The organism is Methylobacterium sp. 391_Methyba4 (assembly GCF_029691625.1).
GTDB lineage: Bacteria > Pseudomonadota > Alphaproteobacteria > Rhizobiales > Beijerinckiaceae > Methylobacterium > Methylobacterium fujisawaense.
The window spans coordinates 1091704-1108881 of the sequence record NZ_CP121475.1 but is presented as its reverse complement, the minus strand read 5'-3'; the positions used below and the strand labels follow the sequence as shown (position 1 = coordinate 1108881).

Sequence of the window (17178 nt, the reverse complement as noted above, 5' to 3'; positions counted from 1 at the left end):
GCCTGCGAACCGGTCGCGGCCCCGCGACGGGCGGGGCCGGATCCGGCGCGGGGTCACCAGCGGTGATGCCAGCCGCCGTGATGCCAGCCGCGGTGCCAACCGCCGTGCCAGCCACCATGCCAGCCGACACGGCGGAAGCCGCCCCAGCGGGAGCCGCCGTGCCATGCGAACCGGCGGTGCCAGCCGTAGCGGTAGCCGTAATGCCACCGGTAGCCGACGCGCCGATAGGCCGGGACGTAGACCACCGGACCGTAGCCGAGATTCGGCCGGCACCAGCCGTAGATGTTGCGGTGAAAACCGGGCCCGCAGCCGTCGCGCGCCTCGGCGCTCGAACCGGCCATCAGGACTCCCGCGGCGAGCGCCACGGGCATGACGAGGGTACGGATCATGACTCACTCCATGGGCGTCCGGCCCCGAGGCCGGACGAGGGACAGGGTGCGATCAGGCGATGCGGCGGCTCAGTTCGGCCAGCAGCGGCGGCCGTAGGGACCGATGTGGAAACCGGCCGGGCAGGAGCGGCCGCGGACATAGCCGCCCCATTGCCCGCCGGTCCGGCAGCCGCCGTAGGGGCCGCGATGCCCGTAGGGGCCGCAGCCGCCGTAGACCTGGATGATCCGGGCGCCGTCGAAGCCGGTGGCGACCGCGTCCTGGACCAGGGGCAGCGCCGAGGCGGGCACCGCGAGGCTGGCGAGGAAGGCGGCCGGGGCGAGGCTCTTCAACATCGATGATCTCCTTCTGCTCGATCGGGCTGGCGCGGCCTCTCGGCCGACGGCCCGCGCCGGGGCGGGGTATTGGCCGCGGCGTATGGGCGAAGGTTCGTCCCTGCACGCTTCCCGGATGTGACCGGGATGCGCAGTCCTGTAACGTTGTGTAACCGCCGGTTGCGCGGCCGTTGCCGCGTGCCGCTCAGGACAGGCCCGGCAGGGTCACGACGAGGCGTGCGCCGCCGTTGGCGCCGGCTTCCGCCACCACCGTGCCGCCATGGGCCTCCGCGATCTGGCGGCTGATGGCGAGACCGAGGCCTGTCCCGCCGGTCTGCCGGCTCCGCGACCGCTCGACCCGGTAATAGGGGCTGAACACCGCCGTCCGCTCCGCCTCGGGGATGCCGGGCCCGTCATCCTCGACAACGATCCGGCAGACCGTCCCGGCCCGGCTCACCGCCACCGACACCGACGAGCGCCCGAACTTGACGGCGTTCCCGATCAGGTTGGCCACGACGCGGCGCAGGGCGACCGCGTCGCCGGCCACCGTGGCGTCCCGCACCTCCTCGCCGGTCAGGCTGATGGGCGCGCCCTGGGCCGCGTGCTCGGCGACCTCGACGGCGACGAGATCGGCGAGATCCACCGGCGCGCGGGTCGCCTCGACGGCGGTGCCCCGGGCAAATCCCAGGGACGCCTCGATCAGCGCGGTCATGGCGTCGAGATCGGCCACCAGCTTCTCCCGGAGCGCCGGCTCGGCCACCGCCTCGGCGCGCAGGCGCAGCCGCGTCAGGTAGGTCTTGAGGTCGTGCGAGATGGCTCCGATCAGCAAGGAGCGCTCGGCCATGAGGCCGGCGATCCGCTCCTGCATGCCCTGCACCGCCTGGGCGAGACGCCGGATCTCGGGGGCGCCCGTGGGCGCGCTCATCCGTTCCGGGGCGCGGCCGTCGAAGCGGGAGACCGCGTCCGTCAGGCGCCGCAGCGGCGCGAGCTCGTGCCGCGTGCCGACCAGGACGAGACCGGCCGCCGCCGCGCCCAGCACCGCGACCCAGAGGCTCAGGGGCTGGCCGAACAGCCACGGCATGAGCGAGCGGCGGCGTTCGGTGGCATGGATCACCGCGAAGCGGCCATCGGGCAACCGATAGGTCGCCATCGCGAGGCGCCCGATCGGTCCGGCACGGTCCGCCTTGTCGATATCGGCCGGATCGACGCCGCGGCGCAGCAGGGCGGTGTCGGTATAGGCCTGGACGCGGTCGGCGGATTCGGCCGTCATCCGGCGCAGACGGGCTTCGAGGCGGGGCTCGCGGATCAGGTCGGCCCGGTCGGGTTGCGCATCGACGATCTCCGTTTGCAGCGCTTCGCCGCTCACGGCCTTCAGGATGGCCGGCCTCTGGGCCGGATCGGCGTCGCGCAGCAACGTCATGATGCCGGCGGCCTGATCGACGCGCGGAAACCGCGTGGCGTAGGGCCACCGCTCCTGCCGGCGCTGCCAGTGATCGAGGGCCACCGTGGCGAGGACGAGCAGGGAGAGCGCGCCCAGCAGGAGCAGCATGATGCGTCCGAGGAGGCCGACGCGGCCCATCACGGCGTTCCGGAGCGGACCGGGGCGGCCAGGATGTAGCCGGCGTTGCGCACGGTCTTGAGCAGGGCCGCGGCCTGGCTGCCGGCGGCGTCGAGCTTGTGCCGCAGGCGGCTGACCTGAACGTCGATGGTCCGGTCGAAGGCATCGGCGGTTCGGCCGCGGGTCCAGTCGAGAAGCTGGTCGCGCGAGAGCACCCGCTGCGGCCGGGTGACGAAGCAGTGCAGCAGGTCGTACTCGGCGCTGGTCAGCGGGACCTCGGAGGCCGGGTCTCCGATCATCACCGTGCGGGCCGCGAGATCGACGACGAGGTCGGCGACGCTCAGCCGCTCGGGCGCTGCCTCGGGGGCCGGGGCGCCGGCGCCGTTGGCCCGGCGCAGGACGGCGCGGATCCGGGCGAGCAGGACCCGTGGGTTGAACGGTTTCGAGACGTAGTCGTCGGCGCCCATCTCCAGGCCGAGGACCCGGTCGATATCCTCGTCCTTCGCGGTCAGCATGACGATGGGCGGGCCATCCGCCTCGCGCAGGCGGCGGCAGATGGACAGGCCGTCCTCGCCCGGCAGCATCCAGTCGAGGACGATGAGGTCCGGCGCGGGGCCAGATGCGAGCAGCCGGTCGAGTGCGGTGCCGCCGTCGAGGGCGACGGCGCGGAACCCCTCGCCCTCCAGGTAGCCGGCGAGGAGGGCGCGGATGTCGGGATCGTCCTCGACGATGGCGATGGTGGTGCCCTCGTGCATGGGCCGAGCATAGGCGCGGCCGGCGGGACGGCAACGCGAAACTGCACGGTGTCACAAAACGTTACATGGGCCGTCGGGAGCGGCCGGGCCGTTCCGGGCGTTGCCCGCCGGGCGCTGGACGCGACCGGTGCGGCCGCCGCGCGTGTGGGCGCGTCGCGAGGATGCGACGGACCCGGCGGATCGCCGAACTGCGGTCCCTCGTCTCGACGGGATCGGAAGCGGCGCCAGATCTCCCCGACACGCTCGGAGATCCGTCATGAAGACCTACACCATCGCCGCCATTCCTGCGGACGGCATCGGCGTGGAGGTCATCGCCGCCGGCATCGCGGTGCTCGACGCCCTCGCCGAGAAGGCCGGAACGTTCCGGTTCCGCTTCGACCACTTCGATTGGGGCTCGGACTATTACAAGGCGCACGGCGTGATGATGCCGGCCGACGGCCGCGCGCAGATCCGGAACCACGACGCGATCTTCTTCGGCGCGGTGGGCGCGCCGGACGTGCCCGATCACATCAGCCTGTGGGGGCTGCGCCTCGCGATCTGCCAGCCCTTCGACCAGTACGCCAATGTCCGCCCGACCCGGATCCTTCCGGGCATCACCAGCCCGCTGCGTCACGTCTCGGGGCCGGAGCTCGACTGGGTGATCGTCCGGGAGAACTCGGAGGGCGAGTATGCGGGCGTCGGCGGCCGGGTCCACCAGGGCAACCCCAACGAGGTCGCCACCGATGTCTCGATGATGACCCGCTCGGGCGTCGACCGGATCATCCGCTACGCCTTCGAACTCGCCCGCTCCCGCCCGCGCAAGCGGCTCACGGTGGTCACCAAGTCCAACGCCCAGCGCCACGCCATGGTGATGTGGGACGAGATCGCCGCCGAGGTCGCCCGGGACTTTCCCGACGTCACCTGGGACAAGATGCTGGTCGACGCCATGACGATGCGCATGGTGATGAAGCCTGAGACCCTCGACACGATCGTGGCGACGAACCTGCACGCCGACATCCTGTCGGACCTCGCGGCGGCGCTCGCCGGGTCCCTCGGCATCGCGCCGACCGCCAACATCAACCCGGAGCGCACTTTCCCGTCCATGTTCGAGCCGATCCACGGCTCGGCCTTCGACATTGCCGGCCAGGGAATTGCCAATCCGGTCGCGACCTTCTGGACGGCGTGTCAGATGCTGGAGCACCTCGGCGAGAAGCCGGCGGCCGAGCGGCTGATGCGTGCGGTGGAGCGCGTCACCGCGGATCCGAGCCTGCACACCCCCGATCTGGGTGGACGGGCGACGACGCGACAGGTCACCGACGCGGTCATCGCGGCGATCCGGGGCGACAACGCCTGAGGGGCGCCGGGCCGGATCGCCGCGTTCCGCGTCGCGCCTGCGGGGACGATCCGGCGGCATAGCGTCGATCCGCGATGCGATGCGGTGCGATGGTCCGGGCGGGCGGCGGCGCGCCCGCTACGGGACCGGGGTCGCGAGATCCGGGCTCGGGGTGCCGCAGGCCCGGCAGAAGCGCTCGAAGGTGCTCTTGCGATGCGTGCAGGACAGGCACTGTGCGAAGATGCCGAGCCCGCAATGGGGGCAATAATTCGTGCTCGCATCGTCGAGGGCGAGCGGCCGCTCGCAGCCGGGGCAGACCTTCTTGGCGAGACGGGCCAGGGCTTGGTCGGTGGCGATCTCGGTCCGCCGCTCGGCGTCCGGTCGCGCCTCCACGACGGCCTGTCGCGCGCGGTAGGCGTGCAGGGCATTGATCGCGGCGCGGCCCGCGACCAGGGTCACGATCACGCCGACGCCGTACTGAACGTAGCCGCCGTAGCTCGGCAGGTACGGCACGAGTTCGACGAAGAAGGCGAAGGCCGCCGCCAGGGCGAAGCCCCAGACGAACGGCCAGTTGCGGGTATGCCGCCGTTTGAGCAGGAGCCATCCGGCCAGGGCCAGCAGCGGCAGCGTCAGGGCGAGCCGGTAGGCGAAGACGCGCAACTCCTGGCCGCGCTCGGCCGCGTCGAGCTGCTTCTGCGCCGCCGCGCGCAGCTCGTCGTCCATCCGCAGCCGCGTCGCCTCCCGCTCGGACTGGTCGAGTCCCGCCTGCGCCCGTGCCGCGAGGCGCTCCTCGATGGTGCGCTCGGCGGCCTTGAGGGCGTCGAGTTGCTGCGTGCGCGCGATCAGGCCGGGATCCTGGTCGACCCGCTGCGTGGCGTCCCGGGTCTTCAGCCAGTTGGCGAAGGTCTCGCGCGCCCCCTCCGAAGCGGACTGGGCCGCCTCGAGGGCGAGCCGATCCTGCTCGACCTGCCGCCGGTTGTCGTCCTGCTCCCGACGGATCTGCTTCAGGGCCTCGGCCGAGGCTCTGGCCTGATCGGTGTCGAGGAACTGCTCGAGGGTATAGCGGTGCTCGACCTGCGGCAGATCGCCGACGACCAGCGATCCCAGCCCGATAAGAAACCACGCGAAGACCACCGCGACGAGCCAGAGCGCCAGCGTGAACCAGCGTTCGGAGAGTCTTGAACCGGACCGCACGCGAATCGCCCTCGCCGAAAACCCAAGCGGGGCTTTATAGCGTGCGGCGGCCGGCGGGATATGCGGGCGGGACGCTCGGGATCGGCAGACCTCAGAAACAACAAAGCCCGCCCATGCGTCGGCGGGCTGCTGTCAGGCATTTGGTGCCCAGGAAAGAAGTGAAATAACTGAGTAAAAACAAGGTTCATGTGGCTTGTTGCGGGAGAAGCCTAGCCTTTGAGGCGCAAACTTTTTCGTCGAACTGTCTCGTGCCGACTTTGGCGGATTGGCCGGGATGCTTCATCGGTAATCGGTTCGGTGAAGGGCGGCTTTCGACCCAACCGGCCGCGCAGGCTCCTGCGACGCCGACCTGAAAGCGGACCGCGGCTTGTCCTAGAATGAAGCATTCGCCGATTGCGGCCCAATCGCTCCCGGACATGAATTTGGAAAAACTGACTTTACCGTGTTGCCTGTCGCGAAATATGAGAAGGAATTCTTTCAGTCTGCGGATCGGATCCGACGCGGGAAATATCGCCTGTAAGGCAGTTCTTCGACCGCGATGCTGGATCGAGCGGCGAGAGCTTTAAAGTTCAGAATCGATCCAAATTTGAAGCACTATAAACGTGTGATTTTTGACACATTCTCGGATTGCTAAGCACTTCGATCCAAGATCAACATCGCGGAGCCTGCTCTCGATGCGTCTCTGCGTGATCTATGGTCAACCGCTCCTCACTCCTTAGCCTTCTCGTCGCGTCGACCGCGATCACCAACGCTGCAGTGGCGCAAGATGCCGCCGTACAGCTCAACGAGATTTCGGTGGAGGCTGCCCGCCCGGCTACCGTCAACGCGGCAGGTGCCGGGCTTGGCGGTGCTAACGTCAGCGGCGGTGACGGCAACAGTGCGGCCACCAGTGGCGGCGGTGGTGGACCCTCCGGTGTGAGTGGCTACGTCGCTCGCGTAAGCCCCACCGCCACCAAGACCAACACGCCGTTGATCGAGACGCCGCAATCTGTCTCGGTGGTGACCCGCGAGCAGCTCAACGACCGGAACGTGCAGGATCTCAATCAGGCGCTGTCCTACGTGCCGGGCGTTTCCGCCAACGTGTTCGGCTTCGACCCGCGCAACGACGCCTTCTACGTGCGCGGCTTTGCGGAGTATTACGATGGCGTCTATCGTGACGGGTTGCGCCAGCCGGGCGTCGGTCTGATCATACCGCGCACCGAGCCCTACGGATACGAGGCGCTGACCATCCTGCGCGGTCCGGCCTCCGGCCTCTACGGCCTCGGCTCCCCCGGCGGCATCGTCGACATCACCTCGAAGCGCCCTGTCTTCGTCCCCTTCGGCGAGGTCTGGTTCCAGGGCGGCAACTTCGACCGCTACCAGGGCAATTTCGACGTCGGCGGCCCGGTCGAGGGCTCGAATGGCACCATGGCCTACCGGTTGACCGGCATCGTGCGCCAGTCCGACACCTTCCTGCCCGGCGCCGTCGACGACCGCCAGATGATCGCGCCTTCGTTCACGTGGCGCCCCGACTCCGACACGAGCTTCACCCTGCTCAGCGAGTACCTGCACACCAATCTTCCCGGCACTGCGTTCTTCTACAACGAGCCGGGCTTCAAGGTGACGCGGCTCTACGGCGGCGATGCGGGGTTCAACAAGACGAGCCAGCAGCAGTACCGCATCGGCTACGCCTTCGAGCACAAATTCTCGCCCGATCTGATCTTTCGACAGAATTTCCGGTATCAGGATGCGGCGGTCAGCTTTCCGTTCACCGCCTTCACCGGCGTGACTGGATTGACGGCACAACGCTATGCCGGCCTCTACAAGGACAAGATCAAATCCGCCGTCGTCGACACCCAGCTTGAGGGGCACTTCTGGACTGGCCCGGTCGCCCACACGGTGATCGGTGGCGTCGACTACGCCCATTACGACTATGATCGCCGCTACGGCTTGAACTTCAACGTGCCCGACCTCAGCCTCGCGGGCGTGACCGATTTTTCGAACTTCCGCTACCGGACGTTCATTGCACGCCCGCCACTGACGAGCGGTTCTGGCCAGAGCCAGGACCAGATCGGTGTCTACCTGCAGGAGCAGGCGAAGTGGGACCGCTTCGTCCTGACGCTGACGGGGCGGCACGACTGGGTCTTCCAGAGCACGTCGAGCTTCACGAATCTCGTGCCCGGCACGCCGCGGGACCAGAATGACGGAGCCTTCACCGGCCGGGTCGGCCTCAACTACCTCCTGACACCCGCCTTCGTGCCCTACGCGAGCTACGCCACGACTTTCACGCCGCAGGTCGGTGTCGATTCCAATGGCCGCCCCTTCAAGCCCGCCACCGGTGACCAGATCGAGGCCGGCGTGAAGGTCGCGATCCCCAACACCAACATCACCGGATCGTTCGCCGGCTTCGACATCGTCCAGACCTCGATCCTGCGCCAGGACCCGACCAACATCGCCAATCAGGTCGCCACCGGCTCGGTCGAATCCAAGGGCTTCGAGGCCGAGCTGACAGCGAGCTTCGCGCCGGGCACCAACCTGACGCTGGCTTACACGCATCTCGACGTGCGCTTCCTGCGCCAGACCTCGCTGGTCACGGGACAGCCGATCGACGGCAACAGCCTGTCTGGCATCCCGGGCAACACCTTCACAGCCTTCGCGACTTACCTGTTCCCGCCGGGCTCGATGCTCTCCGGCCTTCAGGTCGGCGGCGGCGTCCGCTTCGCCGGCACCAGCTACGCCGATGACGAGAACACGGTGCGCAACCCGACCGTGACGCTGTTCGACGCGGTGCTCGCCTACGATTTCGCGGCGCTCGACCCAAAGTACAAAGGCTTCCGCGCGCAGATCAACGCACAGAACATCTTCGACCGCGACTACACGAACTGCCAGGCCGGCTTCTGCTATCGCGGTGCGCCCGCGACGGTGATCGGCAGCTTGATCTACCGATGGTAGAGCTGCATTGCACCGGCGTGCAACCTTCGTCACGGGCGCGCGATGATTAGCATCTCGCTCGGCGCGGCGCCTCGTCTCCGCGCATTTCGGCTATGGTCGCTGATCCATACATGGACAAGCCTCGTCAGCATGGCGTTCTTGTTGCTGCTGTGCCTGACCGGATTGCCGTTGATCTTCCACCATGAGCTCAACCATGCCCTCGGCTACGAGGCCGCGGTGCCGGACCTGGCTCCGGGAACTCCGTTCGTCCCGCTCGATCGGATCGCCGCCGCAGCGATCGCGCACAAGCCCGGCGAGATCCTGCAATTCCTCTACTTCGACCCTGACGAGACGAACACCGTTCTCGCCGGCCTGGGTAAGACCCTCATGACGGCCCCGAGCGACAGCTTCGTCGTTCTCGACAGGCGCACGGCGCAGGTTCTAGCCGACGACAAGCCCGGCGCCGGGCCGATCGGCTTCCTGCTTCAGCTCCATACCGACATGTTTCTCGGTCTGCCCGGCAAGCTGTTCCTCGGGGCGATGGGTCTCGTGTTTGCCGCCGCGATCATCTCCGGGATCGTGCTCTACGGGCCTTTCATGAAGAAGCTCGACTTCGGTACGGTCCGGCGAAAGCGGTCAAGTCGGATCAAATGGCTCGATTGGCATAATCTGATTGGTATCTCGACGCTGGCCTGGGCCCTCGTCGTTGGCACGACCGGTACGGTCAACACCTGGGCCGACCTGATGCTCAAGATGTGGCAGGGCGGCCAGCTCGCCGAGATGACGGCTCCCTATCGCGACGTGCCGCGCCCCCTGACGCTCGTCTCCCTCGATGCCGCGATGTCGACGGCGCGGACCGCGGCCGGGACGATGACGCCTCGGCTGGTCGCCTTCCCGGGTACGGGCTTCAGCAGCAACAATCACTACGCCGTGTTCATGGCCGGGAGCACGCCGCTGACCGCGCGTCTGCTCAAGCCGGCGCTGATCGATGCCGGGACCGGACAGCTCACGGACATGCGCGCGATGCCTTGGTATATCCAGGCGCTATTCCTGTCCCAGCCCCTGCACTTCGGCGATTATGGTGGCCTGCCGCTCAAAATCATATGGGCGGTGCTGGACGTGGCGACGATCGTCGTCCTCGCCTCAGGTCTCTATCTCTGGCTCGTTCGCAGGCGCTCGGCGCTGCCTCGCCTGACGGCGAGCCGGACGCTCACGACGGCGGAGCCGGGTGAATGACGGCCACGAGAGGTGCCCCACATCGCATTTGGCCGATCCCGGCGATGATCGCGGCCGGGACGCTGATCAGCCTCGTCGGTGCGCTCGTCGCGGACGGCATCTGGGACCGGCTTGCCGCGCTCCTTCTGCTCGTCATGTCTCTCTACGTGCTCGCTGCGGGGCTGCGCTTGCGTGAGAACGGACGTTAGCTGCCAGCAATCGTGAACGGCAAAGTCTGCCATGCGAGAGATCAATCCGACGCCGACCTACCAAGAGGCTATGCGCCTCATACGTCTCCGGAGGCGGGCGAAACGGCAAGGCCTCAAGCTGACGCGGTCGCGCTGGCACCAGCCGTATATCCGGAACCGCGGCGGCTTAGCCCTGCTCAACAGTCAAAATGAAATCATTGCTGGCGACGGCTACAGATTGGACTTGGACGAAGCGGAAAATCTTCTGTCAACCACGATCAATCGGGGCGCGATCCCGCTGCCACAACAGACTCGAAAATCTGTGCCACGCGGTGTCGAGGAGGCTGCAGCTGGAGGCGCCGTCTTTCAACGCATATCGTGGAGTTGGGCGGAGGGTACTGCTGGTCGTTTGTCGCGCTCGACGTCTGCTGCCGAGAATTGACCGAGGTGCCCCGGATTATCGAGAGGGGCGCAAGTCCGCCGACCACCCCAATCTCCGCACGTCCGTTTTTGCGGCAGCAGTTCTGGTCAGCGGACAGGCGGGAAACCAATCCAGGCGGCCTTCCCGCTTTCGACCCCTGCCGGTCATACGGCAGGTCGCCAACGCAACCCGAAAGCAGTCATCTGCGAGCCACCCTCAGGGTCGTTTGAGAGCGGAGACGAAGGACTATTCAGGCCAGGGGAGATGGCCCCTGTGGAAGCGCAATAGTCGAAGTTGCTTCGGCAATCTGCTCCGGGCCCCCCTCGGGCGGCCAGACAGCAGCACCATAAGCCCAAGAGCGTAACTCGGTCCGTTCCTTCAAGCTCGTGAAGCCCCAAATGTGTGTGATCCGCGGCGCTCCATCGAGGGCGTACATGTTCGCGACGAGATGCTCGGTATATTCACGTGCGGGTGCGATAGCCGCTTCCCAACCCGCGAGCGTTGGCGGCAGCCCGCCGGGCTTCAGGCGGTAGGTCCGGAACTCGTACACCCCGCCACGGTCCCCGGTCTGGATCGGCGGCAGAAAGGCGAACGGCGCATAGCTGTCCATTTCCAGCGCCGTCACCACGCTCCCCGCATTGAACGGGTTAGCACTCAGAAGCGCCCGGCGGCGCTCGGCGGTCATATCTTCCGGTGCCTCGAACCCGCGCAGCACGATCAGGCGACCGAGTGTCCCTATCTCGGTCCGCCAGCAGCCGAACAGTTCACCCTTGGCCTCCGCGTCGTTCACCCAGTCATAAACCCCGTCGGATGCTCGATCGACTGCGAGCAACGGGCACGAAAGGGTAGCGAGTTCGTAGAGCATGGGGACCTCGGCGTTGCACCTTCAAACCGAGAGAGCGCTGTTCGTTTCAATGGGTCTGATCTGCACCTGCCACGGGTCGGAAGCGCGAAAAGCGCCATGGCTGCCGGGCAAGATCTTTGATTTCTGCCTGTACGCTCACGCTGGCAGGGTTGCCGTCTGATGTGCCACCGGCTCCAGATCCTGATTGCATTGACCCTCTTCGCTTTTCCAGTTCAGGCCGCCGGCCCTGGACGGCAGGCGACCGGCATCTTCGAGCGCAAGGAAGATGGATACGAGCAGGGCGTCGTCGTGAAGGCGTCCGGTGCGTCCGGCTATGTCGCCGAGTTCTCGGTCGGGTCCAGAGGCTGCGGTGGTGGTGTGACCATGAAGGGCCGATCGACCGGGCCTCGTACGATCCTCTTCAGCAAGACCGAGAACGGACAGACTTGCCGGATCATGGCCCGTTACAGCCCCGACCTTCGATCGGTCGCTCTGGAGGAGGACGGCTGCCTGGCGTGGCACGGCGCCTCGTGTGAATTCCAGGGCACGCTGACGCGCAAGGGTCGATAACGGGCTCCGAAATCGTCACGCCGCCCCGTGTGGCGCGGGCGCCATCGCCGGGAATTGGCCGCTCGGCCCCGCCCCGAGCTGCTCACGGGGCGGGGGAGCGCCTGATCTCACCAACGTCTGGGCCGGGCCGATACTTAAGGTGGCTCGGGCTCAGGACGTCCGCGGCGGTCACCGGGCCATACCGGCCGGGCTCAGGATGGTACCGCACCGGGTATCGGGGCACGAAGCAGCCCAGCGCGGCGGCGGCGAGGCTGAAGATTGGTCCGGGAAGAGGCGGGCAGAGCGTCGCAAGCCGTGGGCTCATTGCCTCACGGACGGCGCAGGCGGGGCCGCAAAACGCGACGTCGTTCATCATCGAGTCTGGGCGACCGCACCTTATTGACATCAGCACCGACACAGACCGCGCGCAAATCAGATATCGAATACGGAGTCGGAGCCAATCCGCGCTCGGTTTATTGACCTGCGGAGTGATGGCCTATGTTTGCGGATCGCAACGGGATGGAGTCATTGAGCCCGAGTACGATTGAGGGGGTGGAACGTGCGTGTCAGCGATCTTGCCGGCCCGGTCCTCGCAGGACTTAAAGAGTTCCGTATGGTTTGCAGGTCTGCAAATGCTGACAAGATCGGCGATCCAGGCCAGGCCCTGTATGGCATGGTCTACCCTGGGCGCGGTGAATTGTATAATTGTGCACCCTACAAGGTCCGAAAATTCTTCGCGAGCCTGGCATACGCGGCATCTCTGAACTCGGAAAATCCAGAGTTTTCTTATCCGTCTGAACGTGAGCCCGGCTGATTGGTTGGGTCGATTTTTCAACCCGTGGTTGTGTTCGAGCGTTCAAGAGCGCGAGCCAACCGCGGATGAAAAAGCCCCGCGTGGCGGTGCCGGCGGGGCTGCGTGAATTTTTGGGTGGCGTGTTGGGCCAGCGCAAGCCGCGGGCCAGCCGACACCAAAAGGCCCGCGCCGGCGGACCGGGCGGGCCGAGATCTTCCGAGGGGTGAAATCAGCTGAGCGCGAGCAGGGCCCGCAGTCCGCTGATTTGGTCCGCGTAGCGATGCGCCCCGCCGATCATCGCCCCGTTCTCGTCGGTAATGTACCGGCCGCTGTGAACGGGGCTGCCCGGTTTCTCGTGGAAGTCGATGTAGGTGACCTTCAGCATGTCATGGCCCCCTCAAAGGCATGTATGGGGACAATGGGACCTGGCGGAGGGTCGTTCCGACGGCTGCGCTTGAGTCCGCCAAAAAAAACCGCCGCGGCCGGAGCCGGGCGGTTCAAGGTGGTCTTTTCGGTGCATGTCGAGGCCCGGTCTGCGCGCGGGCAGACGGCGCGGTTTCGAGTCTCCGATCGGGCTCAGCGCCCCGCCAGCCCGATCTTCGCCAGCATGATCCCCCCGAAGGCCAGCAGCACCGCCGAGGCCAGCCCCCCGCCGATCTTGCGCAGGTCGCGCAGGTGCCCGACCATCAGCAGGATCGCGTGCCGGATCGGCGCCGGGACCGTGCTGCGTCCGTCCACCACAGGGTAGCCGGCTCGGTAGCACACCGTGACGGGGCCGGATTCCTGGTCCGGCGTCTCGTTCACGAGGCACGTGGAGGGCGGGCACGGATAGACCCGGTCATCGGGATCGAGGTCGGCCGGGAAGGCGGTTTCGAGCACCTGCTCGCCGAGCGAACGCCTGTCCCAGCCGTCCGAGCCGTTATCGGCAGGTCCCGAAAACGGGCGTCTCGCCCTGGCAACGATGTCTTAGTCGGTTGTGTGCGATCGGCTTGTCCAGAGGTGCGCCAGGCGTCGGCGGAGAGGCTTCGCCGGTCACCTGCCCTGAACGATCACCATGCTCCATGTCCCGACCCGGCTAGGTCCGCCAAGCTCGACACGCGCGACGGCAGGACCCTGAACGACCGCTGAGGGCTGCGAGCCGCGCGTGCCATGGACTAACCGCCTCGATCGACGTTTTCGCCTTTTGCTTCCAGTCTGAATAAAGTTGAACATCAGTGCCAGGGTTCCATTGATGTTCGGATCGCCTGTTCGATCGTATGCCGCTCTCGTTACGTCACTGGTCGTTCTGGCCTTTGCGATTGTGTCAGGCGCGATCGTCTTCATCGCCGACATGTACGGCCAGGCGCTGCAGGATACCGAACGCAACCTCATCGGACTCTCCACGATCCTCGCTGATCAGGCCGATCGCTCGCTCCAGGCCCTCGAGATCGTTCAAGAAGCCATCATCGAGGATATGGCCGGCGCAAAGGTCTCGACTCCCGCGGAGTACGCGGCGGCGGCGAGCCGGCGCGACTTACATGAGGCACTCAAAGCGCGCGTCGCGGCATTGCCACAGGTCAACGCGGTCACGATCATCGATCACACCGGCCAGCTCCTAAACTTCAGCCGCTTCTGGCCGATCCCGAACGTCAACATCGCAGATCGGGATTACTTCAAGGCACTCGCTGCGGACCCGAAGCTGCAACGCTTCATCAGCGAACCGGTGCAGAACCGCGGCGACGGCGCTTGGACGATCTACATCGCCCGGAAGGTCACGGCGCCCGACGGAACGTTCCTCGGCCTCGTGCTCGGCGCGATCGAGCTCGGCTATTTCGAACGACTGTACCGGCAGATCGCACCGACCGACGACGCTGTTGTCTCGGTCTTCCGCCACGACGGGATGCTGCTCGTCCGTCATCCCTATCGGGACAACGTGATCGGTAAGATTCTGCCGACCACGGGGGCCGCGCGGATCGCCCAGACGAGTCCTCTGGGCGGCGTGATGCGCAACGTGAGCCCCGTGGATGATCAAGAACGCATCATCGCGACGAAGGCTCTCGCCGGCTACCCGCTCATTCTGAGCATCAGTCGCACGACGCAAGCGTGCCTGGCCCCCTTCCGCCGGCAGGCGCTCGCGGTCGGTGCAGCAACGGCACTCCTTCTGGTGTGCATCGCGGCCCTGTTTCGGCTCTTTCTTCGGGGGGCGAGCGCCGAGCGGCGGATCGCGAGCGCCGAAGAACGCGCCCGCAGCGAGCGTGACTTACGCGCCCATTACGAGCGGTTCGGCGTCGCTCTCGACAATATGGTCCAGGGGCTCTGCCTGTTCGACGCCGACGAGCGGCTCGTCATCCTGAACGCGCGCTTCGCCAGTCTCTACGCAATCCCCGATCACCTTCGGCAACCCGGCACGAAAGCCGAGGATCTCCGCAGGTTCGTGCTGGCGCAGCACCGCGGCTCAGGAGGTCCCTGGGAAGCCGTGCTGACGCCGCCATTGCCCCGGGTGCCTTCGGACACGGCGAGCGTCATGCATCTCACCGACGATCGGGACATCAGCGTCCTCCGCGTGCTCCTTCCGGACGGAGGCTGGATATCGACGCACGAGGACATTACGGAGCGCCGTCGGAGCGAAGCGCGTTTGCGCTTCCTGGCGCGGCACGACGTCCTGACCCAATTGCCGAATCGCCTGCATTTCGAGGAGGTCGTCGAGCTTGAGTTGGCGGCAAGCGCCGATCGGGCCGAGGATGTGGCCCTTCTCTGTCTCGACCTCGACGGCTTCAAGCAGGTCAACGATCTGTTCGGCCATCCGGCCGGAGACCGCCTGCTGATCGAGGTCGCCGCGCGCTTGAAGGGATTGATCGGCGCGCGCGGCGCGGTCGCGCGCCTCGGCGGCGACGAATTCGCGGTGCTGGCGACAGATCTCGCCGCCATTGGGCACGCTGCCGCGAGGGCCCAGGCGATCATCGAGGCGATCTCTGCGCCCTACGCCGACGGCGAGCTGCGGTATTCCGTCAGTTGCAGTGTCGGGATCGCTCTCTTCCCCCACGATGGCGACACCTACGACGCCCTGCTATCCGCTTCCGATATGGCGCTGGTGCGCGCCAAGAAGGAAGGCAAGGGAACCTACCGCTTTTTCGAGGCGGAGATGGATAAGGCAGCGTTCGAGCGGCACCGGTTGGCTCTGGACCTGCGCGCGGCGATCGGGACCGGACAGTTCGCGCTGCACTACCAGCCCCAGTTCAGAGTCGCCTCGGATCGCGCCTGCGGCTTCGAAGCGCTTCTGCGATGGACTCATCCGACCCGTGGGACGATTTCGCCTGCGCAGTTCATACCGCTGGCAGAGGAGACCGGGGCGATCCTCCCGCTCGGCGAGTGGGTGCTCCGTGAGGCTTGCCGCGAGGCTGCGCGTTGGGCCTTGCCCCTCGGCATCGCTGTCAATCTCTCGATCGCGCAGCTCCAGCAAGCCGACCTGTGCGATGTCGTCGGTGCGGTGCTCAAGGAGACCGGACTGAAGGCCGACCGTCTCGAACTCGAGGTGACCGAGAGCCTCTTTCTGAAGGGTTCGGCACGCGCGCAGGAGACACTGCGCGACCTGAAGGCGCTCGGTGTGCGCATCTCGATGGATGATTTCGGAACGGGATACTCATCCCTGGCGACGTTGGAGGCTTTTCCGTTCGACAAGATCAAGATCGATCGGTCGTTCGTGTGGCAGATCGGCGTGACGAGCAAAGGCGGCGCGATCGTCCGGGCAATCCTCAGTCTCGGTGAGAGCTTGGACATTCCGGTCATTGCGGAGGGCGTCGAGACAGAGGCGCAGCTGACGTTTCTACGGCAGCACGGGTGTGCAGAGATACAAGGCTATCTGCGCGGCAAGCCGCAGCCGATCGACTCCTATCGCGCGCTCGTCGATCTCGATCGTGACCTCGAGGTCGCTTAGCGACGCTTTGCCCGTGCTCCGGGCGGGATTCATCATTGCTCCTGCATTCCTCAGATCTCCGTTCGCTCGATGCGCGGCCGGCGAGCGGTCCGACCATCATTTGTCCCTTCCGGCCAGAGCGACCCCCGGGCGACACATCGGATCGCAGCCGTGCGGACGGCCCCGTAGCGCGCCGGCTGGTGCCGTCCGATCCGACCCGGGGCGTGTCGCTCCTCTCGGGCCGGAACGATGCGGGCGGCTTCCACGCCTGGACCGGAGAGGAATTGGCGCGGTTCGAGGGCTGCTGGCCGGTCGGCACCCGCAGCACCTCGCCTTCGATCTGCTGCTCTACACCGGCCTGCGCCGCGGCGACGCGGTTCGGCTCGTCCGCCAGCACGTCCGGAACGGTGAATTCCCCATCCGCACCGATAAGACCGGGATGGTGGTGATCGCGCCGATCCTGCCGGCCCTCGCCGCGTCGATCGCCGCGGGGCCGACGGGCGATCCGTCGTTCATCTGCACCGAGCGCGGAGAGCCGTCCACCAAGGAATCGTTCGGCACGTGGGGCGGGAAGGTCTGCCGCGAGGCCCAATGCCCGGGTCCGGCTCATGGGCTGCGGAAGGCCGGAGCGCGTCGCGCCGCCGAGGATGGGGCGACAGAGGCGCAGCTCGACGCCCTGTTAGGTTGGGCCGACGGAAGTCGGGAGAGCGCAACCTACACGCGGACGACCAACCGGGCTCGGATGGCCCGCGAGGCGCGCAGAACTCCCGCACCCTGGGCCCAGGATATTCCGCAACTCAGAAACAACAAAGCCCGCCAATGCGTTGGCGGGCTGCTGTCAGGCAT

14 protein-coding genes are annotated in these 17178 nt (G+C 66.8%); 6 read left to right on the top strand and 8 right to left on the bottom strand.

From position 1 onward, the window contains the following. Positions 1–53: 53 nt before the first annotated feature. The 4 genes from P9K36_RS05350 to P9K36_RS05335 all read right to left on the bottom strand — a co-directional run bounded on the left by P9K36_RS05350 (position 54) and on the right by P9K36_RS05335 (position 3014). Positions 54–389, bottom strand: coding sequence for a hypothetical protein (locus P9K36_RS05350; RefSeq protein ID WP_053610958.1), 336 nt, complete (start codon positions 387–389; stop codon positions 54–56). A gap of 69 nt (positions 390–458) precedes the next feature. After that, entirely contained in the window at positions 459–722 is a 264-nt protein-coding gene (locus P9K36_RS05345) for a hypothetical protein (RefSeq protein WP_053610959.1), read from the bottom strand. Between the two features lie 184 nt (positions 723–906). Then, positions 907–2280, bottom strand: coding sequence for a HAMP domain-containing sensor histidine kinase (locus P9K36_RS05340; protein WP_053610960.1), 1374 nt, complete (start codon positions 2278–2280; stop codon positions 907–909). Further along, complete coding sequence (locus P9K36_RS05335; protein ID WP_278306621.1) at positions 2280–3014, bottom strand: response regulator transcription factor; 735 nt, start codon at positions 3012–3014, stop codon at positions 2280–2282. Before P9K36_RS05335 ends, P9K36_RS05340 begins: the two co-directional genes overlap by 1 nt. A gap of 256 nt (positions 3015–3270) precedes the next feature. On the opposite strand from P9K36_RS05335, the gene P9K36_RS05330 reads away from it, so the two are divergent. Beyond that, positions 3271–4347, top strand: a complete 1077-nt coding sequence (locus tag P9K36_RS05330; RefSeq protein ID WP_278306620.1) for a tartrate dehydrogenase — start codon at positions 3271–3273, stop codon at positions 4345–4347. Positions 4348–4464: 117 nt separating this feature from the next. Here the strand turns inward: P9K36_RS05330 and P9K36_RS05325 are convergent, their stop codons facing one another. Further along, complete coding sequence (locus P9K36_RS05325; RefSeq protein ID WP_278306619.1) at positions 4465–5520, bottom strand: zinc ribbon domain-containing protein; 1056 nt, start codon at positions 5518–5520, stop codon at positions 4465–4467. Positions 5521–6213: 693 nt separating this feature from the next. On the opposite strand from P9K36_RS05325, the gene P9K36_RS05320 reads away from it, so the two are divergent. The 3 genes from P9K36_RS05320 to P9K36_RS05310 all read left to right on the top strand — a co-directional run bounded on the left by P9K36_RS05320 (position 6214) and on the right by P9K36_RS05310 (position 9854). Continuing rightward, a complete protein-coding gene (locus P9K36_RS05320) occupies positions 6214–8451 on the top strand; it encodes a TonB-dependent siderophore receptor (protein WP_182591917.1) in 2238 nt (745 codons plus the stop codon). Between the two features lie 129 nt (positions 8452–8580). Further along, positions 8581–9666: a PepSY domain-containing protein gene (locus tag P9K36_RS05315; RefSeq protein WP_278306618.1), complete on the top strand. Its 1086-nt coding sequence runs from the start codon at positions 8581–8583 to the stop codon at positions 9664–9666. Further along, the gene (locus tag P9K36_RS05310; protein WP_139231584.1) at positions 9663–9854 is read left to right on the top strand and encodes a hypothetical protein; all 192 of its coding nucleotides are present in this window, start codon (positions 9663–9665) and stop codon (positions 9852–9854) included. Before P9K36_RS05315 ends, P9K36_RS05310 begins: the two co-directional genes overlap by 4 nt. Positions 9855–10504: 650 nt before the next feature. Here P9K36_RS05310 and P9K36_RS05305 read toward each other — a convergent pair. Beyond that, positions 10505–11119, bottom strand: a complete 615-nt coding sequence (locus P9K36_RS05305) for an NIPSNAP family protein (RefSeq protein ID WP_278306617.1) — start codon at positions 11117–11119, stop codon at positions 10505–10507. Positions 11120–11278: 159 nt separating this feature from the next. On the opposite strand from P9K36_RS05305, the gene P9K36_RS05300 reads away from it, so the two are divergent. Continuing rightward, positions 11279–11668, top strand: coding sequence for a hypothetical protein (locus P9K36_RS05300; RefSeq protein ID WP_043755886.1), 390 nt, complete (start codon positions 11279–11281; stop codon positions 11666–11668). A gap of 1001 nt (positions 11669–12669) precedes the next feature. On the opposite strand, the gene P9K36_RS05295 is transcribed toward P9K36_RS05300, so the two are convergent. After that, entirely contained in the window at positions 12670–12825 is a 156-nt protein-coding gene (locus P9K36_RS05295; protein WP_278306616.1) for a hypothetical protein, read from the bottom strand. A gap of 191 nt (positions 12826–13016) precedes the next feature. Next, on the bottom strand, positions 13017–13319 hold the full coding sequence (locus tag P9K36_RS05290; RefSeq protein ID WP_278306615.1) for a hypothetical protein: 303 nt from the start codon (positions 13317–13319) through the stop codon (positions 13017–13019). Positions 13320–13671: 352 nt separating this feature from the next. Between P9K36_RS05290 and P9K36_RS05285 the strand changes: the two genes are divergently transcribed. After that, complete coding sequence (locus tag P9K36_RS05285; protein ID WP_278306614.1) at positions 13672–16353, top strand: EAL domain-containing protein; 2682 nt, start codon at positions 13672–13674, stop codon at positions 16351–16353. The last annotated feature ends 825 nt before the right edge of the window (positions 16354–17178 follow it).